Source organism: Bradyrhizobium centrolobii, from assembly GCF_001641635.1.
Classification (GTDB): Bacteria; Pseudomonadota; Alphaproteobacteria; order Rhizobiales; family Xanthobacteraceae; genus Bradyrhizobium; species Bradyrhizobium centrolobii.
In genome coordinates this window covers 58593-83586 of the sequence record NZ_LUUB01000081.1, presented here as the reverse complement: position 1 = coordinate 83586, position 24994 = coordinate 58593, and the positions used below count along the sequence as shown (strand labels likewise).

Annotated in this window: 21 protein-coding genes; 17 read left to right on the top strand and 4 right to left on the bottom strand. The window is 62.3% G+C overall.

What is annotated here, in order from left to right:
- The 9 genes from AYJ54_RS52865 to AYJ54_RS30740 form a co-directional block, all read left to right on the top strand.
- Positions 1 to 577: tRNA (adenosine(37)-N6)-dimethylallyltransferase (locus AYJ54_RS52865; RefSeq protein ID WP_283808720.1), on the top strand; the 577-nt coding region annotated here is incomplete at its 5' end.
- A gap of 443 nt (positions 578 to 1020) precedes the next feature.
- Positions 1021 to 2796 carry an acetolactate synthase 3 large subunit gene (locus AYJ54_RS30775; RefSeq protein ID WP_063705016.1) on the top strand — a complete coding sequence of 592 codons (1776 nt, stop codon included), beginning with the start codon at positions 1021 to 1023 and terminating at the stop codon, positions 2794 to 2796.
- A gap of 92 nt (positions 2797 to 2888) precedes the next feature.
- Complete coding sequence (locus tag AYJ54_RS30770; protein WP_063705013.1) at positions 2889 to 3872, top strand: threonine dehydratase; 984 nt, start codon at positions 2889 to 2891, stop codon at positions 3870 to 3872.
- A 149-nt stretch (positions 3873 to 4021) separates the two neighbouring features.
- A complete protein-coding gene (ilvN, locus tag AYJ54_RS30765; protein ID WP_063705011.1) occupies positions 4022 to 4564 on the top strand; it encodes an acetolactate synthase small subunit in 543 nt (180 codons plus the stop codon).
- A 3-nt stretch (positions 4565 to 4567) separates the two neighbouring features.
- Positions 4568 to 5257, top strand: coding sequence for a class I SAM-dependent methyltransferase (locus AYJ54_RS30760; RefSeq protein ID WP_063705010.1), 690 nt, complete (start codon positions 4568 to 4570; stop codon positions 5255 to 5257).
- A 78-nt stretch (positions 5258 to 5335) separates the two neighbouring features.
- A complete protein-coding gene (locus AYJ54_RS30755; protein WP_063705008.1) occupies positions 5336 to 6211 on the top strand; it encodes an EamA family transporter in 876 nt (291 codons plus the stop codon).
- A 7-nt stretch (positions 6212 to 6218) separates the two neighbouring features.
- A complete protein-coding gene (locus tag AYJ54_RS30750) occupies positions 6219 to 6821 on the top strand; it encodes a LysE family translocator (RefSeq protein WP_063705006.1) in 603 nt (200 codons plus the stop codon).
- Positions 6822 to 6954: 133 nt separating this feature from the next.
- Positions 6955 to 7974 (top strand): ketol-acid reductoisomerase, encoded by a 1020-nt coding sequence (gene ilvC, locus AYJ54_RS30745; RefSeq protein ID WP_063705004.1) that lies wholly within the window; start codon positions 6955 to 6957, stop codon positions 7972 to 7974.
- 566 nt (positions 7975 to 8540) lie between these two features.
- Positions 8541 to 9389: an SDR family oxidoreductase gene (locus AYJ54_RS30740; protein ID WP_063705002.1), complete on the top strand. Its 849-nt coding sequence runs from the start codon at positions 8541 to 8543 to the stop codon at positions 9387 to 9389.
- A gap of 10 nt (positions 9390 to 9399) precedes the next feature.
- On the opposite strand, the gene AYJ54_RS30735 is transcribed toward AYJ54_RS30740, so the two are convergent.
- Positions 9400 to 10020 (bottom strand): hypothetical protein, encoded by a 621-nt coding sequence (locus AYJ54_RS30735; RefSeq protein WP_063705001.1) that lies wholly within the window; start codon positions 10018 to 10020, stop codon positions 9400 to 9402.
- A 274-nt stretch (positions 10021 to 10294) separates the two neighbouring features.
- Between AYJ54_RS30735 and AYJ54_RS30730 the strand changes: the two genes are divergently transcribed.
- From AYJ54_RS30730 to AYJ54_RS30710, 5 genes are all read left to right on the top strand, one after another.
- Entirely contained in the window at positions 10295 to 10948 is a 654-nt protein-coding gene (locus AYJ54_RS30730) for a TetR/AcrR family transcriptional regulator (protein ID WP_063705000.1), read from the top strand.
- A gap of 225 nt (positions 10949 to 11173) precedes the next feature.
- On the top strand, positions 11174 to 12886 hold the full coding sequence (locus AYJ54_RS30725; protein ID WP_063704999.1) for a sulfatase-like hydrolase/transferase: 1713 nt from the start codon (positions 11174 to 11176) through the stop codon (positions 12884 to 12886).
- 278 nt (positions 12887 to 13164) lie between these two features.
- Entirely contained in the window at positions 13165 to 16494 is a 3330-nt protein-coding gene (locus AYJ54_RS30720; protein WP_136624040.1) for a hypothetical protein, read from the top strand.
- Entirely contained in the window at positions 16475 to 16930 is a 456-nt protein-coding gene (locus tag AYJ54_RS30715; protein ID WP_063704996.1) for a response regulator, read from the top strand. Before AYJ54_RS30720 ends, AYJ54_RS30715 begins: the two co-directional genes overlap by 20 nt.
- Entirely contained in the window at positions 16927 to 18162 is a 1236-nt protein-coding gene (locus AYJ54_RS30710) for a phosphorylase family protein (RefSeq protein ID WP_063704994.1), read from the top strand. Before AYJ54_RS30715 ends, AYJ54_RS30710 begins: the two co-directional genes overlap by 4 nt.
- Positions 18163 to 19026: 864 nt before the next feature.
- On the opposite strand, the gene AYJ54_RS30705 is transcribed toward AYJ54_RS30710, so the two are convergent.
- Entirely contained in the window at positions 19027 to 20586 is a 1560-nt protein-coding gene (locus AYJ54_RS30705) for a glycine betaine ABC transporter substrate-binding protein (protein WP_063704993.1), read from the bottom strand.
- Positions 20583 to 21365, bottom strand: coding sequence for an ATP-binding cassette domain-containing protein (locus AYJ54_RS30700; RefSeq protein ID WP_063704991.1), 783 nt, complete (start codon positions 21363 to 21365; stop codon positions 20583 to 20585). Before AYJ54_RS30700 ends, AYJ54_RS30705 begins: the two co-directional genes overlap by 4 nt.
- A 324-nt stretch (positions 21366 to 21689) precedes the next feature.
- On the opposite strand from AYJ54_RS30700, the gene AYJ54_RS30695 reads away from it, so the two are divergent.
- Together AYJ54_RS30695 and AYJ54_RS30690 are read left to right on the top strand one after the other, a co-directional pair.
- Complete coding sequence (locus tag AYJ54_RS30695) at positions 21690 to 22508, top strand: ABC transporter ATP-binding protein (protein WP_063704990.1); 819 nt, start codon at positions 21690 to 21692, stop codon at positions 22506 to 22508.
- Positions 22508 to 23296 carry an ABC transporter permease gene (locus AYJ54_RS30690; protein ID WP_063704988.1) on the top strand — a complete coding sequence of 263 codons (789 nt, stop codon included), beginning with the start codon at positions 22508 to 22510 and terminating at the stop codon, positions 23294 to 23296. The genes AYJ54_RS30695 and AYJ54_RS30690 overlap by 1 nt, the downstream gene beginning before the upstream one ends.
- Positions 23297 to 23344: 48 nt before the next feature.
- Here the strand turns inward: AYJ54_RS30690 and AYJ54_RS30685 are convergent, their stop codons facing one another.
- Positions 23345 to 23794 (bottom strand): cupin domain-containing protein, encoded by a 450-nt coding sequence (locus AYJ54_RS30685; protein WP_063704986.1) that lies wholly within the window; start codon positions 23792 to 23794, stop codon positions 23345 to 23347.
- A gap of 148 nt (positions 23795 to 23942) precedes the next feature.
- Here AYJ54_RS30685 and AYJ54_RS30680 point away from each other — a divergent pair, with 148 nt between their 5' ends.
- On the top strand, positions 23943 to 24971 hold the full coding sequence (locus AYJ54_RS30680; RefSeq protein ID WP_063704984.1) for an ABC transporter substrate-binding protein: 1029 nt from the start codon (positions 23943 to 23945) through the stop codon (positions 24969 to 24971).
- Positions 24972 to 24994: the final 23 nt, after the last annotated feature.

Sequence of the window (24994 nt, the reverse complement as noted above, 5' to 3'; positions counted from 1 at the left end):
CCCCGCCGAGGTGCGCGAGGACGTGCGGGCGCGGTTGGAGCGGAACGGCGTCGAGGCCCTGCATGCGGAACTCGCAAGCCGCGACCCGCGCGCGGCCGAGCGATTGAAGGTGCGTGACCGCACCCGCATTGCGCGCGCGCTCGAGGTGGTCGAGGCGACCGGCCGTTCGCTGCTCGATTGGCACCATGAAGGCCAGCCGCCGCTGCTGCCCAAGGACAGCTTTCGCGCGGTGTTTCTCGCGCCCGAGCGCGACGAGCTCTATGCCCGCATTGATGCCCGTTTCGATGCCATGCTGGGCGCGGGGGCGCTCAAGGAAGTGGAGCGGCTCGCCGGCCGCCACCTCGATCCGCTGCTGCCGGCGATGAAAGCCCATGGCGTGCCGGCGCTGATCCGGCACCTGTGCGGCGAGCTCAGCCTGGAGGAGGCCGCCAGCATCGGCCGCGCCGACACCCGCCACTACGCCAAGCGCCAGTTCACCTGGTTCCGGCACCAGTTGCCGGAGTTCGAGTGGGTGAAGCCGGAGGAGGCGAGGGGGTGGCTGCGGGCGGCCGTCAAGACAGCGCGGGACGACCGCTGAGGAGCGTTCCATGCACCGTCATTCCGAAGCTCGCGAAGCGAGAACCCGGAATCTCGAGATTCCGGGTCCGGTCCTTTGGACCATCCCGGAATGACGTGAGAGGAAGGGGGAATGACGCAGGATTGTTGGCGGCGCCGCATTTTCCCTCTCGCCGAACCCTGGGAACCCCGCTACACTGCCAAAATCGCGCGGGAACGGCCGCTTTGCCTTGACATCCAGGCTTCGGTCGCTATGTTCCGCGCAACCTTTGGGAAGCCGAGCGCCTGCCATGCGTAACATTATTACCAAACTCCTTATCGTCGTCGTACCCAGGCGCATCGCCGGGGATGGCTAGCGGCCATCCTGAAGTCAGGCGGTGCGCACGGGCCCTCTTCGGGGCCTTTTTTATTTCCCGAACCAGACCAGAACGAAGCCGCTGACAACAGCGCATCCGGAGCAAGCCAATGAGCGACAAGAGCCACGATCCGAACCAGATGACCGGCGCCGCGATGATCGTCCGCGCGCTCATCGATCATGGCGTGAAGGATATCTTCGGCTATCCCGGCGGCGCGGTGCTTCCGATCTATGACGAGATCTTCCAGCAGAGCGAGGTCCAGCACATCCTGGTCCGTCACGAGCAGGGCGCGGGCCACGCTGCCGAGGGCTATGCGCGCTCGACCGGCAAGCCGGGCGTCGTGGTGGTGACCTCGGGTCCCGGCGCCACCAACATGGTGACGCCGCTCACCGACGCGCTGATGGATTCGATCCCGCTGGTCTGCATCACCGGCCAGGTGCCCACCCATCTGATCGGCAACGACGCGTTCCAGGAGTGCGACACCGTCGGCATCACGCGCCCCTGCACCAAGCACAACTGGCTGGTGCGCGACGTCAACGATCTCGCAAAGGTGCTGCACGAAGCCTTCTATGTCGCGACCTCCGGCCGTCCCGGCCCGGTGCTCGTCGACGTGCCGAAGGACGTGCAGTTCGCGACCGGCACCTATCATCCGCCGCGCAAGTCCGACGTGCATCGGTCGTATGCGCCGCGCGTGAAGGGCGATGCGACGCAGATTCGCAAGGCGGTGGCACTGCTCGCCAACGCCAAGCGTCCCGTGATCTACAGTGGCGGCGGCGTCATCAATTCCGGGCCCGAGGCGACCAAGCTGCTGCGCGAGCTGGTCGAGGTCACCGGCTTTCCGATCACCTCCACGCTGATGGGCCTGGGTGCGTATCCGGCGTCGGGCAAGAACTGGCTCGGCATGCTCGGCATGCACGGCACCTACGAAGCCAACATGACCATGCATGATTGCGACGTCATGCTGTGCGTCGGCGCGCGCTTCGACGACCGCATCACCGGCCGCGTCGATGCGTTCTCGCCGGGCTCGAAGAAGATCCACATCGACATCGACCCGTCCTCGATCAACAAGAACATCCGCGTCGACGTGCCGATCATCGGCGACTGCGGCAACATCCTCGGCGACATCCTCCAGGTGTTCAAAGCCGAAGCGAAGAAGCCCGACATCAAGGCGTGGTGGCAGCAGATCGCGCAGTGGCGTGCCCGCAACTCGCTCTTCTACAAGAAGAGCAACGACGTCATCCTGCCGCAATATGCGATCCAGCGCCTGTTCGAGCTGACGCGCGGCAGGGACACGTACATCACGACCGAGGTCGGCCAGCATCAGATGTGGGCAGCGCAGTTCTTCGGCTTCGAGGAACCGCACCGCTGGATGACGTCGGGCGGTCTCGGCACCATGGGCTACGGCCTGCCGGCCGCGGTCGGCGTGCAGGTGGCCCATCCCGACAGCCTCGTCATCGACATCGCGGGCGACGCATCGGTGCAGATGACGATCCAGGAGATGTCGACGGCGGTCCAGTACGAGCTGCCGATCAAGATCTTCATCCTGAACAACCAGTACATGGGCATGGTGCGGCAGTGGCAGCAGCTGCTACATGGCAACCGGCTGTCGCATTCCTATTCCGAAGCGCTGCCGGATTTCGTCAAGCTCGCGGAAGCCTATGGCGGCGTCGGCATCCGGGCGCACAAGCCCGCCGATCTCGACGGCGCCATCAAGGAGATGATCTCGGTGAAGCGGCCGGTGCTGTTCGACTGCCGTGTCGCGGCGCTCGAAAACTGCTTCCCGATGATCCCCTCCGGCAAGGCGCACAACGAGATGCTGTTGCCGGAACAGGCGAACGACGAGGCCACCGCCACCGCCTTCGCGGGCGGCAAGGCGCTGGTGTGAGCTGAAAGAGCGATGATGCAGCAGCGACGAGCGGTCTCTCTTTGCCTCTCCCCGCAAGCGGGGCGAGGGAGCAGACCGTACGCGGGGCTACGATGTTCGATCTGAAGGAGCTCGAGCGCGCACATGCGATCGTGGGGCAGGCGGTACCGGCAACGCCGGCACGCGGCTGGCCTTTGCTCGCCGAGCGGCTCGGCACTGAGGTCGTCGTCAAGCACGAAAACCACACCCCGATCGGCGCCTTCAAGGTCCGCGGCGGGCTCGTCTATCTCGGACGGCTCAAGCGCGAGCGGCCGAACACGCCCGGCATCATCTCGGCGACGCGCGGCAATCACGGCCAGAGCCTTGCCTTTGCGGCAAGCCGGCATGGTGTGCCCGCCGTCATCTACGTGCCGCGCGGCAACTCGGTCGAGAAGAACCGCGCGATGAAAGCCTTTGGCGCCGAGCTGGTCGAGCATGGCGAGGACTTTCAGGCTGCGCGCGAGGAGGCCGAGCGCCGCGCGCAGTTCGCCGGGCTCCACATGGTGCCGTCGTTCCACCCCAACCTCGTGTTGGGTGTGGCGACCTACGCGCTCGAGCTGTTCAGGGCCGCGCCCGACCTCGACATCCTCTATGTGCCGATCGGGCAGGGCTCCGGCATCTGCGGCTGCATCATGGCCCGCGACCTGCTCGGCCTGAAGACCGAGATCGTCGGCGTGCAGTCGACCGAGGCGCCGTCCTATGCGCTGTCGTTCGCGGCCGGCACGATCGTGACGACCGAGACCAGCAATACGCTCGCCGACGGCATGGCGACGCGCATTCCGGACGCGGATGCGTTCGCCCTGATCCGCAAGGGCGCCTCGCGCATCATTCAGGTCACTGACGACGAGGTCGCCGCCGCGATCCGCGCCTACTGGACCGACACGCATAATCTCGCCGAAGGCGCCGGCGCCGCCGCGCTCGCCGCAGCGCTCCAGGAAAAGAGCAAGCTCGGGGGCAAGCGAGTGGGTCTCGTGCTCTCGGGCGGCAATATCGATTTCGATCTGTTCAAGCGATGGGTGATGGCGGATGCGCCGCAGGCCCAAAAGGTGGTCGCATGACGCGAGCATTTCCCAGGAATTCCGCTGTCATCGTCCGGCTTGACCGGACGATCCGGTACGCTGCGGCAGGCGTGGGAATCTCAGGCGCCGGTGATTACTGGACGCCCCGCTTTCGCGGGACATGACGAGAGACATTTGAGAGGACGACCATGAACCAGCCCGCATCCGCCTACTTCATCGAGGACCGCCACGATCCCAACGAGACGCACACGCTCGCGGTGCTCGTCCAGAACGAACCCGGCGTGCTCGCGCGCGTCATCGGCCTGTTCTCGGGTCGCGGCTACAACATCGAGAGCCTCACGGTCTCGGAGACCGAGAGCCAGAAGCATCTCTCGCGCATCACCATCGTCACCACGGGTACGCCGATGGTGATCGAGCAGATCAAGCATCAGCTCGACCGCATGATCCCGGTCTATCGCGTCGTCGACATGACCCTGACCAAGCGCTCGATCGAGCGCGAGCTGGCGATGGTGAAAGTGCGCGGGCAGGGCGAGCACCGCGTCGAGGCGCTCAGGCTCGCGGATGCGTTCCGCGCCCGGGTGATCGACGCAACGACCGAGAGTTTTGTGTTCGAGATCACCGGCAACACGGACAAGATCAATCAATTTATCGACCTGATGCGCCCGCTCGGCCTTGTTGAGGTCTCGCGCACTGGCGTTGCCGCGATCGGTCGCGGGCCTGAAGGGATGTGAACCATGCTGGCGCGCGACTGGTACTATAACGAGCGGAACCGGATGGGCATCGAGCCCGCGGTGGCTTCGATCTATGACAGCCACGACGATGCCGACCTGCGCGCGCGCGCCGCGCTGAAAATGCTGGGGGTGCAGCGGGGTTGGCGGATCGCCGACATCGGCTGCGGCAACGGCGTGCTGGCGACCGAAGCCGCGCTGATCGGCGCCGAGGTCGACGCCATCGACATCTCGCCGGCGATGCTCGCGCTCGCCGAGATCTACGCCCGCGACCGCAAGGCGCCTGTGCGCACCCAATCGGCGGGCCTGCTCAGCTTCTCCTACCGGCCTGAGTCCTATGACCTGATCGTCAGCGAGTTTACGCTCCATCATTTGCCGGATTTCTGGAAGGCGGTGGCGATATCGCGGATCTATCGCGCGCTGAAGCCCGCAGCGACCTTTTACCTGCGTGACATCGTCTTCGCCTCGATGCCCGACGCCCTCGATCGCGACGTCGAGCAATGGGCCGACTTCCAGATCAAGAACCATGATTTCTCGCGCGAGAACGTGGTGACACATATGCGCGACGAATATTCCACCTTTGGCTGGGTGATGGAGCGGATGCTGACCGACGTCGGCTTCACGCTGGTCTCCGCCGATTACCACGCCCCCATGCACGGCACCTATCTTCTGCGTAAACCCAATTCTTCCACGTAACGGCCGGCGACCAAGCCTAGACGACGACAACAGAGCGGCGACAGAGCAGAGCCAAAACAGCAACCAAGAACAACAACAATGAAGCCGGCCGACTTTCTCATCGCCGTCCTGGTGGCGATCATCTGGGGCCTTGCCTTCGTGGCGAGCCGGATCGCGCTCGACGAGTTCTCGCCTGAGCTGATGACGGCGATGCGCTTCATCATTGCCGCGGTGCCCTGCCTGTTCGTTCGCAAGCCGAAGATCTCCTGGTCGCTTCTGATTGCGATCAGCTTCACGCTGTTCCTCGGCCAATTCCTCGCCCAGGCCTATGGCATCGCCCATGGCGTTCCGGTGGGGCTGACCAGTGTCGTCGTGCAGAGCCAGGCGCTGTTCACCATCGGCTTTGCCGCGATCGCGTTCGGCGAGCGGCCGACGCCGATGCAGGCCCTTGGCATTGGCATCGCCGCAGCCGGGCTTCTGATGATCTGCGGCACCGTCGGCTATGATTTCAGTGCCGGTGCCTTTGCGGTGCTGATGATCTCGCCGATCTGTTTCGCCGTCGGCAATCTCCTGCTGCGCGGCGCTCGCGGCGTGCCGATGTTCGACCTGTTCGCCTGGCTATGCCTCACCTCCGCAGTGCCGCTGTTCGCCCTCGCCCTGGTCGTCAACGGGCCGGCGCCGACCTGGCAGTCGCTGATCCACATGTCGCTGACCGGCCTCATCTGCCTGCTTGTGATCGGCGCCATCTCGACCAGCATCGCCTATTGGCTGTGGGGCCGGCTCCTGCGCGATTACCCCGCCGCGCAGGTGGTGCCGTTCGCGCTCTTGGTGCCGTTTGTCGGCTCGGCCGCCTCCAGCATCGTGTTCGGCGAGAGGTTCGGCCCGCTGCGCCTCGCCGGCATGCTGACCGTCATCGGTGGCATCGCCGTGATGGTGCTGGCCAGGCGTCCGCAGACGCTGCCGAAGACCGCGTGAGGCCAGAATGTCCCAGTCGCTGCTCTATGCCTTCATCATCTTCGCGGTCGTGATGTTCTTCACGCCAGGGCCCAACAATATCATGCTGCTGTCGTCGGGGCTGACCTACGGCTTCCGCCGTACAGTCCCGCACATCGCCGGCATCACGATCGGGTTTGCTTTCATGGTCGGCGCCGTCGGCCTCGGGCTCGGCACGGTGTTCCTGGCCTATCCGATCCTCCAGACCATCCTGAAATACGCCGGCGCCGCCTACCTGATCTATCTTGCCGTGGCGATCGCTTTATCTGGACCGGCCAAGCCGGGCGAGGGGAGTGGGCGCGGGCCGATGACCTTCTGGGGCGCGGCGATGTTCCAGTGGATCAACGCCAAGGGATGGGTGATCGTGATCGGCACCATCACCGCCTATGCCGCCATCGCCCAGTTTCCGCTCAACATTGCCATCCAGACCCTGATCAGCCTGCTCGTGGGCACGGTCTCGACCGTGGTCTGGGCCCTGTTCGGGACCGCGCTGCGGCCGGTCCTGACCTCCGAGCGGCTGGTCCGCGCCTTTAATATCCTGATGGCGGTCCTGCTACTCGCTTCGCTCTACCCCGTCTTCATGGATGCATGATGTCGCGGATTTCCATGCAGAAACGGGTTTCCCTGGGGGGCGAAAATGCTCTAGACAGCCCCCGAAATCCGCAAATTTCACCGTCCGAGACCTGACCAACGGCCGATTCCGGCCCCCGAATGAGGAAACGACTATGCGTGTTTATTACGATCGCGACGCCGACCTGAACCTGATCAAGGGCAAGAAGGTCGCCATCGTCGGCTACGGCAGCCAGGGCCACGCCCATGCGCTGAACCTGAAGGACTCCGGCGTCAAGGAGGTGGCGATTGCGCTGCGCAAGGGTTCGGCCTCGGCCAAGAAGGCGGAGAACGCCGGCTTCAAGGTGATGGAAGTCGCCGAGGCCGCCAAATGGGCCGACCTCGTCATGATGCTGACCCCGGACGAGCTCCAGGGCGACATCTATCGCGAGCACCTGCACGACAACATGAAGAAGGGCGCGGCCCTGGTCTTCGCGCACGGCCTCAACGTCCACTTCAACCTGCTCGACCCGCGCGCCGACCTCGACGTGCTGATGATCGCGCCGAAGGGCCCCGGCCACACCGTGCGCTCGGAGTATCAGCGCGGCGGCGGCGTGCCCTGCCTGATCGCGATCGCCAAGGACGTCTCGGGCAACGCCCATGACCTCGGCCTGTCCTATGCCTCCGCCATCGGCGGTGGCCGCGCCGGCATCATCGAGACCACCTTCAAGGAAGAGTGCGAGACCGACCTGTTCGGCGAACAGGTGGTGCTCTGCGGCGGCCTGGTCGAGCTGATCAAGGGCGGCTACGAGACCCTGGTCGAAGCCGGCTACGCCCCGGAGATGGCCTATTTCGAGTGCCTCCACGAGGTGAAGCTGATCGTCGACCTGATCTATGAAGGCGGCATCGCCAACATGAACTACTCGATCTCCAACACCGCCGAGTACGGCGAGTACGTCACCGGCCCGCGCATCGTGACCGCCGAGACCAAGGCTGAGATGAAGCGCGTTCTCGCCGACATCCAGGGCGGCAAGTTCGCCCGCGACTGGATGCTCGAGAACAAGGTCAACCAGACCTCGTTCAAGGCGACCCGCGCCAAGCTCGCCGCCCACCCGATCGAGGAAGTCGGCGCCAAGCTGCGTGACATGATGCCCTGGATCAAGAAGGGCGCGCTGGTCGACAAGTCGAAGAACTGACGGCCACGCCGTCATTCCGGGGACGCGAAGCGCAACCCGGAATCCAGAGGTCGTGGATCGAGATTCCGGGTTCGCGCCGATGCGCGCCCTGGCGTGACGGGTGAAACAAGATGCTTCACTCGCCAAACCAAATCTTAAACCTCCGCGACTACAACCGGAGCGAGATCGCAAGTAGCGGTCTCGCTCTTTCCTTCTCGGCGCAAGCGCTGCTGCTTCATTCAAATTCTTCGATGTTGAAGCATAGCCTCAAGTTCAAGAACTGACGCTTAAAGCACATCCTTGATCTCGCGCTGCTTCTGAGGCCCTTGCCTCGCTTCTCCAATCCTCAAAAGAGCAGCGACTTCAGAGTCTAGGATTCGACTCTTCATCCTCGTGGTGATCGTTCGCGCACGATGCGCGAGCGCGGCTTCACGCACCACATCATCTTAAGAGCTGACGTCCGATCGCGCTTCTTGCGACGGCCGCAGATGGGAGAGGACGTTGCATCCGGACGCCCAGCAGACGGGCAGCATTGCACCCGGTTCCGTTTCCCCTACATGATCCCTGGACATGGAGGGGAGGCCACAATGCGATCTGTCGTCATCACCGGCGCATCCACCGGCATTGGCTGGGCTACGGCAAAATTCCTGATCGAGCGCGGCTTCCGCGTTTTCGGCAGCGTCCGCAAGCAGGACGATGCCGACCGGCTCAAGGCCGAGCTCGGCGCCAATTTCACGCCGCTCCTGTTCGACGTCACCGATGAGGGCGCGGTGCTCGCTGCGGCGCGGCAGGTGCGTGAGGCGCTGGGCGACGAGACGCTCGCAGGCCTCGTCAACAATGCGGGCGTCGCGGTCGCCGGCCCTGTCCTGGAGCTTTCGGCCGATGAGTTCCGTCGGCAGATGGACGTCAACGTCATCGGCCCGGTCATCGCGACGAAGGCGTTCGGGCCGCTCCTCGGCGCCGATCCGTCGCTCAGCGGACCCAAAGGCCGCATCGTCATGATGAGCTCGGTCGCCGGCAAGAACGGCAACCCGTTGATGGCGCCTTACTGCACCTCGAAGCACGCCATCGAAGGGCTGTCCGAAAGCCTGCGCCGCGAATTGATGCTGTATGGCATCGACGTCGTCATCATCGCGCCCGGCGCGGTGAAGACGCCGATCTGGAGCAAGGCCGAGCAGGTCGACATCTCGGCCTACCAGAATTCGCCCTATTTCCCGGTGCTCAACAAGCTGATGGCGTTCATGAGCAAGCTCGCGGAAAACGGCCTGCCGGCCGAGCGGATCGCCGAGGTCGTGTTCGAGGCGCTCACCGTAGCCAGGCCCAGAGTGCGCTACCAGATCACGCCGGATCCGATGCGGCACATGATGGGCGCGGCACTGCCCAAGCGCGCGCTCGATCGCATCATCGGCAAGCAGCTCGGTCTGCTGCCGCCGTGAGGCGGACGTTCTATCCCGCCGCGACGGCGCGCCCGCGCGGCCTGGCGGCCATTGCGATCATGCGGAGCGCCATCACGGCAAGCAGCGGGACCAGGAAGGCCGCATAGGGCGGCATCGCCGGCACGCGCATGCCGAACGACACCATGAACTGGAACCAGAGACAGTAGCCGCCGGCGAGATGCAGCGCGCGCCAGGCGCGGGGCCCGATCAGCGAGGCCGTGCGGTCAAACGAGGTCGCGCTCATCGCGATGATGAATGCGTAGCCGATGCCGCCGAAGATGTAGGAGGCGGCCGAGGTCGTTGCCGCAAAGCCGGCGGGATCCATTTTGGCGAACGCGATGATCGCAAGCGCGTGGATGGCGTGGGAGGCCGCGAAGCTCAGGCCGAGATAGCGGCGGTTGCGGCGCTGCCAGCGCGTCCAGGCGTTGGGCCAGAGCCGCGCCAGCGCCGCAGCGCTGAAGGCAAGGCAGAACAGGAGGAGCGAGCTGCGTGCCGTGAAGCGGATCACCATCCGCACGCCCTCGACTTCGAACTGCCGCATCGAGGCGATCCAGAGGCTCAGGGCGATCAGACTAAGGGCGAGGGCGGCAAGCAGCCGCCAGCCTTCGAGCCAGCTTCGACGTTGAGTCATGACGATGTTTCCTCCGTTATGTAATCATCGATTACATTTGGATGGGAGAAGATCGTCAACGGTGTAATCGCCGCTTACATTCAATTTCAAGTGATGCTAGAGAAGGACAATGCGGCCGCAGGTCTGCTGCACTTCTCCCGCTTGCGGGGGAGGTCGGCGTAAAGCGCCGGGTGGGGGCTCTCTCCACCTTGGGAGTGTTCATTGTGGATGCACCCCCACCCCAACCCTCCCCCGCAAGCGGGAGAGGGAGCTCACTTCCGCCTTGGCTCTCAGAATGCCGAAATCTGCCCGTGAGACTCCAAAGCGTCGCGCTCGCCGTGCCCCCGAAGCCCGGCCTTACCACCATGGCGATCTCCGTCGTGTCCTGATCGATGCTGCGCTGCAGCTGGCGGCGGAGGGCGGCGAGGTTTCGGTGCGCGAGGCCGCGCGCCGCGCGGCGGTGTCACCGGGCGCGCCGTTCCGGCACTTTCCCAACCGCGATGCGCTGATGGGCGCGGTGGCAGCGGAGGCGCAGCGGCGGTTTCGCACCGAGATTGACGCGGCGCTGGCTGAGACGCCCGCCGATCCGCTGGCCCGCTTCCGCGCGTTCGGCCTTGCCTATCTACGCTGGGCGATGCGCAATCCCGCGCATTTCGAGATCATCTCCACGGGGCGCTACTTCGTGCACAGCAGCTCCACCGAACTCACGCGCGACAATGCCGAGCTGGTCGCGCTGACCGAGCGGATGCTGACGGAGGCGGCGGAGCAGGGGCTGCTGCGGTCCGACGACCTCAAGCGCATCCAGATCGCGGGCCGTGCCCTGGTCTACGGCTTTGCCCGGATGAATCTCGACGGCCATTTCCCGCGCTGGGGGGTTGAGGAGGGCGACATCGAGCGCATGGCGGAGGAGGTGATCGACCTGTTCATCACAGGGATCGCCAAGCCCTAGCGCGGCGCATGACCCTCATGGTGAGGAGATAGAGCAAGGCATGCGGCCCTTCGCCGCTCGCAAAATTAAGCGAAGGTCGCACTGCAGCCCGCGTTGCCTCTCGGTGACTGTTCCATTACAGTTTTGTGACACGGCGCGCTCCGGCGGCGTCGGACGCCCTGGCCGTCAGCAGGCCGGCCAGAGGGCTTGGCATGACCGCGCCGGACCGTGTTCAGCGTGTCGTAAATGGCGTCCGCGCCCAATCCAGGTCCTTCCGCCGCCACCGCCGTGCTGGCGAGCGTCGCCGCACTCGGCATCTGGCGCTTGTTGGCGGTCGCCGCCCCGCATTTCGCAGCCCTCGCGCTGATGTACGAAACCGAGACCGATTTCGGCTCGCGGCTCTCTTTCGTCCTGGCCTGGGGGATCCTCAACTTCTTCTGGATCACGCTGCTGCGGCGGCCCGCGATGTCCGGTGCGTTGTCGCTGACCATGGTCGTCGCGCTCGTGCTGTTGTCGCGGCTCAAGCACGACGTCGTGCAGATGACGGTGAACTTCATCGATCTCATGATGATCGACCGCGACACCGTCGCGTTCCTGTTCACGATCTTCCCGAACCTGCGCTGGTCGGTGATCGGGGCCGGGCTCGTCACACTGCCGCTGATGTATGCGCTGTGGTGGCTCGATCCTTTCCGCATCCGCCGCCTGCCGGCGCTCGCCTGCAACCTCGCCTGTCTCGCCGCGCTGGTTGGCTATTCCCTCTATCATCCGGACGAGGCCTGGCGCGGCTATTACGACGACGGCTATCTCTCGAAATTCTTTCGCTCCGGCGTCACCGCAGTCTCCGACTTCGTGCAATACGGCTTCCTGGAGTCGGCGGTCTCCACCAATGAGCGGCTCAACATGCCGCTGGTCGACGCCTGTCATCCTGCCGGCCTCCGTCCCAACATCATCATGATCCATGATGAATCGAGCTTCGATATCCGCGCCGCGCAAGGCATCAAGGTGCCGCCGGGTTATGGCAGCCATTTCAAATCCTATGACGGCAAGGAGCGCACTTTCCTCGCCGAAAGCAATGGCGGACCGAGTTGGTTCACCGAATACAACGTGCTCGCGGGGCTCTCCTCGCGCTCGTTCGGCCGCTTCGCTTATTTCGTGACGCGCATTGCCTCTGGCCGTGTCGAGCGCGGCCTGCCGCTAGCGCTGCGGCGCTGCGGCTATGACACCATGTCGCTCTATCCGGCCTTCGGCGCCTTTATGAGTGCGCGCAGCTTCCAGCTCACCACCGGGATCGAGCGCTTCTACGATGCGAAGGATCTCGGCGCCAAGGATGTCGAGCCTGACAGCTTCTTCTACGACAAGGCGCTTCAGCTGATGGGCCGGCAGCCGCCGAACAAGCCGCTTTTCACCTTCATCTATCTCGGCGCCAACCATTTCCCCTGGGAGACGCGCTTCCGCCCAGACCTGATGCCGACCTGGCGTGCGCCAGGCAACACGCCTTCCATCGATGAATATCTGCGCCGGCAGGCGATGAGCGCCGAGCAGTACAAGGCCTTCATTGCGGGCCTGAAGAAGACGTTTCCGGGCGAGCCGTTCCTGATCGTGCGTTATGGAGACCATCAGCCGGACTTCGCGCCCCATATCCTCGAGCCCGGGCTCGACGAAGGCGGCATCGGCAAGAAGCTCGACGACTACGATCCGCGCCTCTACGCGACCTATTACGCGATCGATGCCGTCAACTTCGAGCCGGTGAAGAGCAAGGCCGTGATGGATACGATCGACGGCGCCTATCTGCCGCTGGTGATCCAGGAGGCCGCCGGCATTCCGCTCGATCCGTCCTTCGCCGCACAGAAGGAGATCATGCTCCGCTGCAACGGCGTTTTCTACGGCTGCAAGGCCGGCGCGGAGGCGCGTCGCCTCAACCGGCTGCTGATCGACGCGGGGATGATCCGGGGGCTGTAGAGCAGACGGCCTTTGTGCCCGTCACCGCGATCTCAACGGCTTCATGTCTGCTGTGCTTCATCAAAAGTCCACCGATTGCCGCGCGTGAAGTATTCCCTCCATGCTCGTTTCAGGATAGCAACAGATGTTTGTACAACTTGTCGGCCATGATGATTCGAAAATCGAAGCTGCGCGGACGGTCAAGCTCCGCCTCAGAACTAATACACGATCCCGCACGATTCCGACGCCTTATACACGCGCAAGGTAATCTTGCGGCTGGTCTCAACCGAAATCGGAAGGTGATCTCGCCCGACGCGATTGAACGTATCGTTCATTCGCTGATGGCTAACCCCGTATATCGCCATCTACTTGCTCCTGACCCGTTTCCCGTCGCGCATGCAAAGGTCAAAGCTGGTCGGATTCTGCAAGAAGTCACTCCTGGGTTCGAGATTGTCTGGTGTGCTTCCGTACTGTCGCATCATAAGGAAGATTTGGCGGAATTTCTTGGTCTCAAGGCATCTTATTCTTCTGCGTACCTCGGATCGGATTATCGGTCGGCGGCCGAATGTTTACGATTGATCGAGGAAAGGTTTGGTCTTTCGCTTTGGCTGACCAACGCGCAGCTGACGCTGGCTCATATGGCGAATGGTATAGCTAGTCAAAAGGAAATACTTAACAGGATCATCAACGAGCCGGGAGTCGATACCCTCTATGCCTATCTCTCATTCTATTTCAGCTATAGCCTGGAGGAAAGCGTAACTGCCAGCGAGGTTCGGCGCGAGTTTGTCGATGCTTCCAAAATTCGCGACTACTTCTTCTACCACGTGCTTCCTTTCAATCTCGATGAAATAGAGAGGCCTCACGATTGCCTTCGCCTGGAGAGCAACTCTCCGGTGATAGATCGATTCGAGACTTTGCTCGATGTGATGTTACTTTCTTATGGGAGAAACGAATGCCTTGAGGAGGTCAGGCAAGCGGCCACGCTTCTTGGTGGGCTTGATGACTTTAGGCTATCTTCTCTGCAATTTTTGCTGTCACCAAGTTGCACAGAGGCGACTGGAGATGTCGAGTTTCTTGTCGCATGCGATCAATATTCCCTAGGTGACCACCGCGGTGCGGCAGTCACGATCTCTCGGTTAATTGAGGCGGATCCAGCGGCCGCATGGGTGTATGAGTTGGCGGCGCGTAACGACAGTGCTCTTTCCATCCCAAGATCGACGTCGTCTCTAGCCGGAGTGATTATCTCGGAAACAAAGGCATTTCTTGATCTATCCAAGGATTTGTCGTCTGTTCGCGAAAGTCTTCTCAAGCTCGGATTTCGGACCAGGAAACTGCTCGCTTCACGGGCGGTCGCTGGATTGTTGGACAGGGTGCTGGACCTTCCGATCTCTGAGACATTTTCAGCGGCGCAGTCCGTCTTCTGTATGAGTTGCCCCCTTATTCAACCGTCTCACTACAAAATTCTGGAAAAGGTTGAAGAGCGCGCCTTCGAAAAGCTGACCGCTCAGCGGCGTACATCTTCCTCGGTCGCCCACCAGATCGGCGTTATCGCTGCGTCCAGCACGGACGACGCTCCGCAAGTTATGGCACAGATGTCGGTTCCGGCGAAAAGAGCGAATCTCTATCTCGCGTACAATGCCTATAACGAAAGGCGATACTCGGACGCTACGCGATACTATGCTGCTTATCGGGCTATCGATCCGCAGCTAACGAGTCCCAGAACGCTCGCGTTTGAGTATGCCCTTTACCGGCGGCAAAATCAGCTGGGGCAGGCGTTGACTGCGTTTGTGGATGCATATTTCGATCATTCGCGATCGCACTCGCTGTACTCTATGGAGGAGTTTGTCGATTGGGCGGTTTCACAGGCGGTCGCGGACAATACGGCGCTAGATCGATCGATCCTCTTGCACGTTTTCTCGACCTACTACGGTTCGGTACACGACGGCGACTTGTCGGACGCCCTAGAGGATATTCTGGACCATTTTGGTGTGAGATTGCCTAGCGAACTAATCAGAGAAAATCTGGAGAAGCGGCGGCTCATTTATGTGTTGCGGTTCGTGGCGAATATCGATCGGTTGGAGGATACAACCCGGTTCGCCTCGTTGAATGAAATAGAGACGGAGCGCATTCTGATCTTGCAATGGCTCGTCCAAAATGATCCTCCGAATCGAAACGCTTATACTCAAGAAATTTCCTCGATTACCAAAGATCAGGAAGTTGCGAGGCTGTCAGTCCAATTCGAGCGTAGTAAAATCTACGTGCACGAAGAAGGCATCCGTCGGACGTTCGACACTGAGATCAAGCCTCAATTTTTTCGATATCGGCAGCTCCTTGCTGATCCCGAAGTGGGCGCGCAAATCGACAAGATCGAGCAAAGAATTCGTAAGCTTCTTAAGGAATCGGACCTAGAGTTCGGATATCTACTAATTCCATCGACGGAGCGAGACTCCGTATATTTTTCTATGATTCAGAGGGCGTACGATATCCTGGTCCTTGACCCAAGCCACGGCTTCAAGACCTATCTGAGCACGCGCATCTTGCATGGAATTCTGGAAGGGGAGCTGCGTGCAAGCTTTGTCAATGAAGGTCTAATGGTCTCGGTCGATGGGTCATCGAAGGAGCAGGAGGCTTTGGATCGGTGGAGTGAGCATCTTAACGGACTCGGTCCTCCAGTTAGGATGGAAATTGCGAAGAGCATTGTGAAGTTCTCGGAACGAGTAACTGAGGCGATAGCCTATCTCAAAGACCGCAGAATCAGGATTCTTTCGAAGGAAATGCCGGAAGGATTGTTCGCGATCGGAATGTCAGCGCCTGCCTTTGAACGATTGAAGCAGAGCTTGAGTAGCACGACGACGTACGAGGAGTTTTTTGAGAGGCTCCTTTTGAATTTTTGGGAGAGCGTCGAATTATGTCTCCGCGATGTTAAGCTCGAACTCTCAGGCAAATTCCTCCGCCAGATACTGAGTGCATTCGACTCGCTGGAGTCGAGCCTCAATGGTCATGACGCAGAGGGTAGGCCTACCGAATTGCTTGATGCGATCGCTCGGTGTCGAACGTCGTTTGCTCTCCACTTGGAGCGGGTGAGTGCGTGGTTTGCGCGAGCTGGTGTATTGGCCCGAGAGCCATTCTTGGCTAGTGCCGCTATTCGCGTGGCGGAGAGAATAACAAATAATTGCTATCCAGAGCATCCGCTGGATGTTCAGAATACGGAAGTTGGTGTTCATGAGATAGCTGGCGATATCCTGAACCCACTGGTTGATTTACTTACGAACTCCTTTCAAAACGCCGCTGAGCATTCGGGTGTTCTTGATCGGGCGCCTGTTGTTCGAGTGATGGTAGCGTCGACAGTGGCGAAGGATCTGCGCTTTGAAGTTGTCAGTGAGCTCTCGAAGTCCGTCGACGTGGATGCGTGTCGGGCCGAACTGAGGGAGCTCGTGGATGAGGAGGACGTGAGTAACCCTGCCGCTGTCGCTAGCGAAGGGCGAACGGGGATTCGCAAAATGAAAAGAATCCTACGCCACGATTTCCAGTCTGAGAGTAAACTTTACATCGATGTTTCCTCTGATAACGAAGTCGTTGTGTCGTTCATCGTTCCGAGGAGCTACGTGCGTGAACGTACTCATCATTGAGGACGACTCCCAGAAGGCGGAGCGTGTGGTTTCTGTTGTGAAGGCGACCGTGCCAGATGCGAATATCGACGTCTGTCGATCGTACCAAGGTGGACTGAAGTTTCTCGAGCGAGAAAATGACATAGCGCTGGTCATTTTGGACGTGAGCTTGCCTACATTTGATCCGGATCCAGAAAACCGGCACGGGAGGCCGAGACCGTTAGGCGGGTACGATATAATGCGAAAGATGAGGCGGCGAGGGGTGACGCCGCCTGTCGTTATATTGACTGCGCTTGAGAATTTTGGGTCTGCGGCTCAACCTTATTCTTTTGAGCAACTTAGGCAGAAGTGCGCGCAAGAGTTTCCGGATTACTTCAAGGGGGCGATTTATTACTCGCAGTCCCGAACTGCGTGGCGTGATCAATTGGCCGATATCATAAGAGCAGTGCAGGCATGATTTCTATACTTCTCGTGGAAGACAATCAGGCAAAGATCAGGGCAATTGCCTCGACGATCGAGGAGTGCGGGGTCGAATACAAGCTTACTGTCGAAATGAATGTTGTGGATGCCAAGCGAGAGCTTGAGGGGCGGCGGTTTGATTTATTGTTGCTCGATATCAACCTTCCTCGACGAGCGTCCTCGGCTCCGGAGGCTGATGGTGGACTTGAGCTTATGAGGTGGCTCAAAGCAAGGGGGCAAGCGCACCGCCCGTCGTACATAGTTGGAGCAACATCATTCGAAGGTTCTTTTGCGCAGGCCAAAGCTGAATTTAACAATCTGATTTGGCAAGTGATCCCAATTCGACTTGATGAGAGTGGCTGGCGTTCGAAGCTGAAGGAGACGATAGCTGCGATCGAGGAGCAAATTCGTCCGCCGTTCGTTGGAGATGGTGTTTCGAATAGGGTCGATGTGCTCCTGGTGACTGCCCTTCACGAGCCGGAACTTGCGGAAGTGTTGAGATTGCCGGCGGGGTTCGAACGAGTGGAAGTCTTGCACGATGCTAGTGCTTATCATCTTGGTAGGCTAAAGCGAGATCGCAAGGCGGCGGACATTGTCGCAGTTGCAGCTTCCGACAAGGGGCTCTCCGGTGCCGCAATTGCTGCTATCAAGGGCATCGTTGCGTTCTGGCCAAGATACTTATTTATGACAGGTATTACGGCTGGGCTAAAAGGTCGAACCAGGATTGGTGACGTGATCTTTGCCGATCTTTCTTGGGATTGGGGTAGCGGTAAGATTAAGAAGGTTGGGCAGAAGGAGCAATTCATTCCAGCCGCATATCAGCGTCGTCTCGATGAAACGATTGCACGGCAGGTGAAAGAGCTGAGCGCTGACACGGGATTTCTTCAGAAGGTATGGGAGGCTGCAGAGATGCCCAAACCGAAGGATCCGCCTCGTATCCTCTTGGGCGCAATGGCTTCAGGAGCGTCCGTGCTGCAGAGCAGTGGGGCCGTGGCTAAGGTGCTGCAACAACACAAGGACGTTCTCGCCATAGAAATGGAGGCATTCTCGATCATGTTTGCGGCGCAGGCGGCGCCGCTTCCTAGGCCTTTGCCAATCGTTGCCAAGAGTGTGTGCGACAACGGTGACTCCAAAAAGAACGATAAATACCAATTGTACGCAGCATATACCTCGGCCCGGGTGTTTCAGGAGTTCGCCTTACGATACTTAACCCCGCAATTGCACGACTAGGGGCATCGTAATGATGCATCGATTATTCTCGACGGATAGTCGTTAGTTTAGAGTTCCCGCCGAGTTCAGGCACGGGCGGTCTGAAGGTAATGTTTTGCCCGACGTGTCAAGCTGGGCGCGGAAAAAGAAACTGCTTTACCGAAATTCGGAAATATCGTATGTGTCGCCTATCCCGGTTCACCAAGAGGGGCGATCGTACGTCGTCACGATTCGCGGGCCGGGTTGCGGTGGACGCGGCAGCGTCGGCACGAGAGGTGCGGGCAGGGCGGGTAGTCCCCGTGAGTCCGTGGCCACGTGCGGATGAGCGGCGCTGAGGGTTCGTCTCGCCAGCATTTTTCCGGCACCGTCGACAAGGCCGGAGAACCCTGCAGCGAGTATGGGAACCGTGCGTACGGCAAAACCGTGTGGTCCTGGCCGTCGTTGCTACGGTCAAGCCTTTCGCGGAGGTGCAGGCGAGCCCAACCGGGCGGACTTGCGCCGTCAATTCGCGGGGCGAGGGAGGCCAGAGGGAATTCGGCTCCCGGGAGAGCGCGGCATAAGCTGTCAAACCACTGCGCAGGGAAGGCCGCGTGTTTGGCTTCACCTGTATGCTGCTGTGCGGTTTCCTCTGCGCTACACGCGCACAGCGGACCGCGGGTGCCAGCCGGCACCCGGCCTTCCCTGCGCCCTCCTGGTCAAGAGGGCGGAAACATGAGCAGAGCTCGGGCGGATTGCGCCGCGAGGATGCGAGCTGACGTCCGCTGTTTGAATATCGAACAGAGCGTTGCCGCAACAGATGCTCCGTCACTCTCATCCGGAGGTGGTAGGGGGATGGATCTCCGCCGCCCTGCTGAAGGGTGATTGAGGGTGATGGCCAGGTTCTGCCTACTGCTTGCCCATCTTCCCCCACAGCCACTTCGCCACCGCGTCGGGCGACGAGTTCGCGTCATTGCCGCTCGCGCGCAAATTGGCCTCGCGCATGGTGGTGATGTCGATCTTGCCGAGCAGCGGCTTGAGTGCCGCCTGCAAGCGTTCGTCCCCGGCACGCTTTGGCGCCAGCAGCAGGATGGCATCGTAAGGCGGGATCGCGTGCCTGGGATCGTCGAGCGTCACCAGATCGTATTTCGCGATCAGGCCGTCGCTGGTGTAGCCAGCGACCACGTCGACCTCGCCGCTGGCAACCGCCGCATACATGAAGTCCGGCTGCATCTGGCGCTGTGCGCGGAAGGAAAGACCGTAGGCCTGTTGCAGTGCCGCCCATTCCGGACGCGAGAAGAATTCATAGTCCCCGGCGATCGACATCGTCGAAGCACGCGCGGCGAGATCGGCGATCGAATGAATGCCGAGCGCCTCGGCGCGCTTCCTGGGCATCACCAGCGCATAGGCATTCTCGAAGCCGAGCTCGCCAAGCACGGTGATGTTGTCCTTCGCGAGCGCCGTCTTCAGCTCCGACAACAGCTCCGCGCGCGGCTTGATGTCGGTGCGGTGCAACTGGTTGGCCCAGAGCGTCCCGGAATAGTCGACATAGAGGTCGATATCGCCCGCCTTGAGCGCCTCGAAGATCACGCTCGAGCCGAGGCCGGAGCGCGTGGTCGCGGAGAGGTCAGCGGCTTCGAGGCGATCGCGCATGAGCGCCGACAGCACATATTGTTCGGCGAACGTCTTGGCGCCGACGACATAGCGCGATGACGAGCGCCCCATCGACGGCACCAGCGTCGCAGCGACCAGCGCAGCGAGGCCGAGGCCGCCGAGCGCCGTGCGCAGGCGGCTCCGGTCGCGCAAGCCGCCCTCGATCAGGCCAAGCAGTTGGTCCACGGCGAGTGCAAGCAGGGCAGAAGCAAAGCAGCCAAACAGCACGAACACCCAGTTCTGGGTCTGGAGCCCGGCGAAGATGTAATTGCCGAGGCTGGTCTGTCCGATCGGTGTCGACAGCGTCGCCGTCCCGATCACCCACACTGCGGCGGTGCGGACGCCCGCCATCATCACCGGCAGCGCCAGCGGCAGCTCGACCATGAGGAGCGATTGCCGTGGCGTCATGCCGACGCCCTTGGCGGCCTCGAGCAGGGCCGGGTCGATGCCGTTCAGCCCGGTGATGCCGTTGCGCAGCACCGGCAGCATCGAATAGAGCGCCAGGGCCAGCATCGCCGGCAGGAAGCCGAAGGCCGAGAAGGAGACGCCGAACCAGGCGAGCGTCACCGAGGCGGCCGCAAGCAGCAGCGGATAGAACAGCGCGAGCAGCGCCAGTCCCGGCACCGTCTGCACGATGCTGGCGAGCGCGAGCAGCACGCCGCGCGGCGCCGGGCGGTTGCGTGTCAAAATCGCCAGCGGCAGGCTGACGACGAGGCCAAGCGCAAGCGCGGCGAGGCTCACCCGCACATGGTTGCCGAGATAGTCGGGCAGATGCGCCAGCGCCTCGCCCCAGCGTGGATCGGTCAGCAGGCTCATGCGCCGCCACCCCGCGGCAGCAGCGTGTTCAGCCGCTCGACCTGGCGCCGCGGCGTGCGCAGGAGCTCAAGCACATAGGCGTCATCGCTGCGGGCGAGCTCGGCCGGCGTGCCCTGCGCCAGCAGCTTTCCGCCGCGCATCACCGCGATGCGGTCGGCAAGCAAAATCGCTTCCGTCATGTCATGCGTGATCATGACCGTGGTCAGGCCGAGCTTGCGATGCAATTCGCGAAAATCTTCGCCGAGCGCATCGCGGGTGAGCGGGTCGAGCGCGCCGAACGGCTCGTCCATCAGCACAATGCGGGGACGTGCCGCGAGCGCCCGCGCTACCCCGATACGCTGGCGCTGGCCACCGGAAAGCGCCTCGGGCAGCCGGTCGCGATGGGCGCCGCGGTCGAGCCGCACGAGCTCCAGCAGCTCGTCGACGCGTGCGGTAATTTCCGGCGCCGGCACACCCAGCAGTTTTGGCGTGATCCCGATGTTGTCGGCGACGCTCAGGTGCGGGAACAGTCCGCCGCTCTGGAAGACGTAGCCGATCCGGCGCCGCAGTGCGACCGGATCGACGGCGCCGATATCCTCGCCCTCGACCGAGATCGTGCCACCATCCATCTCGATCAGCCGGTTTGTCAGCCGCAGCAGCGTCGTCTTGCCCGAGCCCGAGCTGCCCACGATCGCCACAAACTCGCCCTCGGCGATGTCGAGCGACACGTCGTCGACGGCCACGACGCGGTCGAAGTTCTTGGTGACGTGCGTGTAGCTGATCGCTGCTGCTGGTCGCACGCTTACCCTCCCCTGGAGGGGGCCGAGACGAGCGTAGCTCGCTCGTGGGTCGGCTCGCGCGATGCGCGAGGGGGGTAGGGTGACGGTATCTCCCCGAACGCGGTGGTCAAGCGTGCATCTCCTCGAAGTCGCGGCGATTGCGCGGGTGGCGGTGATACCGCGTTCGCGGCTTACCCCACCCCGACACGCATCGCTTGCCGCGATGCGCGTCACCCTCCCCCTCCCGGGGAGGGTGAAGAGAGACCATGCGTACCACGCTTGGCGGCTTGATTGAACTTGGCTGCGCGAGAGGCTAAGCCATCGATCGAGGTTCGGAGGAAACACATGACAACGCCCACAGCGGTGGCGCTCGAGGATGCGAAGGTTGCGTTTCGGCTGGGAGACGGGCGGGTCTATACAGCGGTGGAGAAGGCCCACCTCACCGTGGCGCAGGGCGAGTTCGTCGCCATCGTCGGTCCGACCGGCTGCGGGAAATCCACGCTGCTCAACGTCGCGGCCGGCCTGCTGAAACCGGCCGCCGGCAGCGCCAAGATATTCGACCGGCCGCTCGCGGGCCTGAACCGCGATGCCGGCTACCTGTTCCAGGCGGATGCGCTGTTCCCCTGGAAGACGGCGCTCGACAATGTCGCGATCGGGCTCGAGATCAAGGGCACGCCGCGCGCCGAGGCGCTGCCGCGTGCGCAGAAATGGCTCACTTCCGTCGGCCTCGGCGCCTTCGCGGGCCGCTATCCGCACATGCTCTCGGGCGGCCAGCGCAAGCGCGTGGCGCTGGCGCAGGTGCTGATCCGCGATCCAAAAATCCTCTTGATGGACGAGCCGTTCGGGCCGCTCGACGCGCAGACCCGGCAGGTCATGGGCAATCTCCTGCTCGACCTCTGGAACGCCGACCGCAAGGCCGTGCTGTTCGTCACCCATGATCTCGAAGAGGCGATCGCGCTCGCCGACCGCGTCGTGATCATGTCGGCGGGGCCGTCCTCGCGCATCATCGGCGACTGGCGCGTGACGCTGCCGCGCCCCCGCGACATCTTCGAGGTGCGGCTGGACAAGGAGTTTCACGCGCTGCATCGCGAGATATGGAGCGTGCTCAAGGACGAGGTCATGAAGGGTTACGCGCAATCCACCCAAGCGGCGGAGGCGGTCTGATGTCGCGCGTGACGCTGCTTGCGCTCCAAATTCTGGTCGCCGTCGTCTGCATCGCGCTGTGGGAGGTGCTGTCGACCGTCCCCTTGTTCGGCAAGATCCTGTTGCCGCCGTTCTTCTTCTCCAACCCGGTCGACGTGTTCAGCCAGATCGTCAAATGGTTCGCCTCCGGCGTGATCTGGAAGCATCTCGCTATCACGCTGTGGGAGTCCATTCTCGCCTTCGTGATCGGATCCCTCGGCGGGGTGCTGGTCGGATTCTGGTTTGCGCGCCAGCCGCTGGTCGCCGCGGTGTTCGATCCCTACGTCAAGATGGCGAATGCTTTGCCGCGCGTGGTGCTCGCGCCGATCTTTGCGCTGTGGCTCGGTCTCGGCATCTGGTCCAAGGTCGCGCTCGGCGTGACGCTCGTCTTCTTCATCGTGTTCTTCAACGTCTATCAGGGCGTCAAGGAGGTCAGCCGCACCGTGCTCGACAATGGCCGCATGCTCGGCATGAGCGAGCGGCAGCTGATGCAGCACGTCTATTGGCCTTCCGCGCTGTCGTGGATGTTCTCCTCGCTGCACACCTCGGTCGGCTTCGCCGTGGTCGGCGCCGTCGTCGGCGAATATCTGGGATCGGCGGCCGGGCTCGGCTATCTGATCCAGCAGGCCGAGGGCGTGTTCGACGTCGCCGGCGTGTTCGCCGGCATGTTCGTGCTGTCGGCCTTCGTCATCCTGATCGACATGGGCGTGACGCTGGTGGAGCGGCGCCTGCTGGTATGGCGGCCGACGGCTGCCGACGGGCGCGGCTAGTCGCAGCGCGGGGCCCGCGCATCAGTGCGAGCCCCGAAGCCCAAACGCTCAGTCCAGCAGCTTGGTGTCATCCGGCGCCTGCGGCGGCGTCTTGATCGCGATCGCCTTCACCTGTCCGCTGATCGGCTTGGTGCCGCCATGCGGCGTCCCCTTCGGGATGATGACGAGGTCGCCGGGCTTGACCGTGACTTCCTTGTCGCCGAGCCAGATCGTTCCGGTCCCGTCCAGGATGTACTGGATCTCGTTGGTGTTGGGATGCATGTGCTTGGGCACATTGCCGACCTGGATCGAGACGGTGGCGCCGTCTGCGCTCATGAACATCTTGGAGCGGTAGCCGACATTGTTGGCGGGCCCGAGTGCGTCGCCTTCCATCTCGCCGGTGTGGATGATCTGCGCAGTGATATTCTCCGCGGCCAGCGCCAGCCGCAGCAGGTGGGTCGCGCCGCACCCGGCGGCAAAGGCGACGGCGATCGACAGCCCGGCAGCAAGGCGGTTCATGGATAGTCCCCCCATCTAGGATTGTTCTTGTGAAGCCATGCTATTGCGCCGAAAGGCTGATGGCCAGTGCCTTGACCGGGGCCTTGGCCAGTGCTTCTCAAGCCTGTCCCGCTGCTCTATGGTGCCGCCAGCCGAACGGAGGAAACCAATGAAGAACACGATTGCCAGGCTCGCCGGCGCGCTGCTTGCGCTGACGCTCACCACCGGTCTTGCCGCGGCGCAAAGCAAGGTGACCATCGCGGTCGGCGGCGGCGCCTGCCTGTGCTACCTGCCGACGGTGCTGGCAAAACAGCTCGGCGAATACGAGAAGGCCGGTGTCAATGTCGATCTGGTCGATCTCAAGGGCGGCTCGGACGCGCTCAAGGCCGTGCTCGGCGGCAGCGCCGACGTGGTCTCCGGATATTTCGACCATTGCGTCAACCTGGCGGCCAAGAAGCAGGAACTCCAGGCCTTCGTGGTCTATGACCGTTATCCCGGCCTCGTGCTGGTGGTTGCGCCCTCGCGCACGAACGAGATCAAGTCGGTCAAGGATCTCGCCGGCAAGAAGGTCGGCGTCAGTGCCCCCGGTTCCTCCACCGACTTCTTCCTGAAGTATCTCCTGAAGAAGAACGGGCTCGATCCCGCCGGCACCGCCGTGATCGGCGTCGGCCTCGGCGCCACTGCGGTGGCTGCGATGGAGCAGGGCCAGATCGATGCCGCCGTGATGCTCGATCCCTCCGTCACCGTGCTCCAGGGCAGCCACAAGGACCTGCGCATCCTCAGCGACACCCGCACCCAGAAGGACACGCTCGAGACGTTCGGCGGTGAATATCCGGGCGGCGCGCTGTACTCGACGGCGGCGTGGGTCGCCGGTCACGAGAAGGAAACGCAGGCGCTCACCAACGCGATCCTGAGCACGCTTGCCTGGATCCATTCGCATTCGCCAGAAGAGGTGATGGCGAAGATGCCGGAGGAGATGGTCGGCAAGAACAAGGATCTCTATCTCGCCGCGCTGAAGAACACGATCCCGATGTTCTCGGAGACCGGCAAGATGGATCCGAAGGGCGCGGACGCGGTGCTTGCGGTGTTCAGCGTCGGCTCGCCCGAGGTGGCGAATGCCAAGATCGACGTCAGCAAGACCTTCACCAACAAGTTCGTCGATCAGGCCAAGAAGACCACGGGGATGAACGCCAAATAACTGACGCGAAGGCGTGGTAATCG

Bases quoted from the DNA above. Each gene is read 5' to 3' on its own strand.
- AYJ54_RS30775 (WP_063705016.1), top strand. From the start codon at position 1,021: ATGAGCGACAAGAGCCACGATCCGAACCAGATGACCGGCGCCGCGATG.
- AYJ54_RS30770 (WP_063705013.1), top strand. From the start codon at position 2,889: ATGTTCGATCTGAAGGAGCTCGAGCGCGCACATGCGATCGTGGGGCAG.
- ilvN (WP_063705011.1), top strand. From the start codon at position 4,022: ATGAACCAGCCCGCATCCGCCTACTTCATCGAGGACCGCCACGATCCC.
- AYJ54_RS30760 (WP_063705010.1), top strand. From the start codon at position 4,568: ATGCTGGCGCGCGACTGGTACTATAACGAGCGGAACCGGATGGGCATC.
- AYJ54_RS30755 (WP_063705008.1), top strand. From the start codon at position 5,336: ATGAAGCCGGCCGACTTTCTCATCGCCGTCCTGGTGGCGATCATCTGG.
- AYJ54_RS30750 (WP_063705006.1), top strand. From the start codon at position 6,219: ATGTCCCAGTCGCTGCTCTATGCCTTCATCATCTTCGCGGTCGTGATG.
- ilvC (WP_063705004.1), top strand. From the start codon at position 6,955: ATGCGTGTTTATTACGATCGCGACGCCGACCTGAACCTGATCAAGGGC.
- AYJ54_RS30740 (WP_063705002.1), top strand. From the start codon at position 8,541: ATGCGATCTGTCGTCATCACCGGCGCATCCACCGGCATTGGCTGGGCT.
- AYJ54_RS30735 (WP_063705001.1), bottom strand. From the start codon at position 10,020: ATGACTCAACGTCGAAGCTGGCTCGAAGGCTGGCGGCTGCTTGCCGCC.
- AYJ54_RS30730 (WP_063705000.1), top strand. From the start codon at position 10,295: ATGCCGAAATCTGCCCGTGAGACTCCAAAGCGTCGCGCTCGCCGTGCC.
- AYJ54_RS30725 (WP_063704999.1), top strand. From the start codon at position 11,174: ATGGCGTCCGCGCCCAATCCAGGTCCTTCCGCCGCCACCGCCGTGCTG.
- AYJ54_RS30710 (WP_063704994.1), top strand. From the start codon at position 16,927: ATGATTTCTATACTTCTCGTGGAAGACAATCAGGCAAAGATCAGGGCA.
- AYJ54_RS30705 (WP_063704993.1), bottom strand. From the start codon at position 20,586: ATGAGCCTGCTGACCGATCCACGCTGGGGCGAGGCGCTGGCGCATCTG.
- AYJ54_RS30695 (WP_063704990.1), top strand. From the start codon at position 21,690: ATGACAACGCCCACAGCGGTGGCGCTCGAGGATGCGAAGGTTGCGTTT.
- AYJ54_RS30690 (WP_063704988.1), top strand. From the start codon at position 22,508: ATGTCGCGCGTGACGCTGCTTGCGCTCCAAATTCTGGTCGCCGTCGTC.
- AYJ54_RS30685 (WP_063704986.1), bottom strand. From the start codon at position 23,794: ATGAACCGCCTTGCTGCCGGGCTGTCGATCGCCGTCGCCTTTGCCGCC.
- AYJ54_RS30680 (WP_063704984.1), top strand. From the start codon at position 23,943: ATGAAGAACACGATTGCCAGGCTCGCCGGCGCGCTGCTTGCGCTGACG.